Source organism: Stenotrophomonas sp. 01N47 (assembly GCF_056399165.1).
This window is the reverse complement of record NZ_JBFTQU010000022.1, coordinates 1-1062: the sequence shown is the minus strand read 5'-3', so window position 1 is coordinate 1062 and position 1062 is coordinate 1. Positions and strand designations below refer to the sequence as shown.

Annotated in this window: 1 rRNA gene; it reads left to right on the top strand. The window is 51.4% G+C overall.

The window, feature by feature from the left end:
* Positions 1 to 207: 207 nt before the first annotated feature.
* Positions 208 to 1062: ribosomal RNA gene (locus AC1DKR_RS20990) — 16S ribosomal RNA — on the top strand; the annotation flags it as partial.

The window sequence follows — 1062 nt, the reverse complement described above, 5'->3', positions numbered from 1 at the left end:
GCTGTAGAATGCGCGCCTCGGTTGAGACGAAAGATCTTAACCAACCGCTCTTTAACAACTGAATCAAGCAATTCGTGTGGGTGCTTGTGGAGTCAGACTGATAGTCAACAAGATTATCAGCATCACAAGTTACTCCGCGAGAAATCAAAGATGTAACCAACGATTGCTGAGCCAAGTTTAGGGTTTCTTAAAAACCCAAAGATGTTTKAASTGAAGAGTTTGATCCTGGCTCAGAGTGAACGCTGGCGGTAGGCCTAACACATGCAAGTCGAACGGCAGCACGGGTACTTGTACCTGGTGGCGAGCGGCGGACGGGTGAGTAATGCCTAGGAATCTGCCTGGTAGTGGGGGATAACGTTCGGAAACGAACGCTAATACCGCATACGTCCTACGGGAGAAAGCAGGGGACCTTCGGGCCTTGCGCTATCAGATGAGCCTAGGTCGGATTAGCTAGTTGGTGAGGTAATGGCTCACCAAGGCGACGATCCGTAACTGGTCTGAGAGGATGATCAGTCACACTGGAACTGAGACACGGTCCAGACTCCTACGGGRGGCAGCAGTGGGGAATATTGSACAATGGGCGRAAGCCTGATSCAGCSAYGCCGCGTGTGTGAAGAAGGTCTTCGGATTGTAAAGCACTTTAAGTTGGGAGGAAGGGCAGTWASCKAATACSTWWYTGTTTTGACGTTACCGACAGAATAAGCACCGGCTAACTCTGTGCCAGCAGCCGCGGTAATACAGAGGGTGCAAGCGTTAATCGGAATTACTGGGCGTAAAGCGCGCGTAGGTGGTTTGTTAAGTTGGATGTGAAAGCCCCGGGCTCAACCTGGGAACTGCATTCAAAACTGWCRAGCTAGAGTATGGTAGAGGGTGGTGGAATTTCCTGTGTAGCGGTGAAATGCGTAGAKATMRGRAGGAACACCRGTGGCGAAGGCGACYWYCTGGWCTGWWACTGACRCTGAGGWGCGAAAGCRTGGGGAGCRAACAGGATTAGATACCCTKGTAGTCCAYGCCGTAAACGATGAGTGCTAAGTGTTAGAGGGTTTCCGCCCTTTAGTGCTG